Below are 518 nucleotides of genomic sequence, written 5' to 3'. Positions count from 1 at the left end.
AGATACTACAGATCCTGAGTTAACAGTACCTGCAGATGAGACTGTAGAGTGTGATGCAATTCCAGAAATTGGAGAAGCTTCAGCTACAGATAACTGTGATGATGATGTACTTGTTGAATTTATCAAAGAAGAAATCATTACAGAAGGATACAATTGTGAAGATAATTACGCGATTGTAAGAATCTGGAGAGCTACAGATAACTGTGGAAACTTTGTTGTAGAAAGCCAACGTATTGAAGTTCGTGATACTACAGCTCCAGAATTAACAATCCCTGCAGATGAAACTGTAGAGTGTGATTCAGTTCCAGAGGCGGGTATGGCATCAGCTACAGATAACTGTGATGATGATGTTGAAGTTACTTACGATGGTGAGCAAATTGAGCCAGGTGAGTGTGAAGACAGCTATTTCATTATTAGAACTTGGACAGCTACAGATAACTGTGATAACTCAACAACTTTATCTCAAACGATCACTGTTGTAGATACTACAGATCCTGTATTAACTGTACCAGCTGACG

Annotated in this window: 1 protein-coding gene; it reads left to right on the top strand. The window is 39.0% G+C overall.

Annotation, left to right across the window (positions count from 1 at the left end; genetic code table 11):
* A partial coding sequence (locus NCE97_RS15935; protein WP_503066192.1) for an HYR-like domain-containing protein occupies window positions 1–518 on the top strand: 518 nt, incomplete at both ends.

This window comes from Winogradskyella sp. 3972H.M.0a.05 (assembly GCF_040493455.1).
In the GTDB taxonomy this organism is placed as follows: Bacteria; Bacteroidota; Bacteroidia; order Flavobacteriales; family Flavobacteriaceae; genus Microcosmobacter.
Note: the sequence above shows the minus strand (reverse complement) of the source record. Positions and strands in the feature narration are given on the sequence as shown.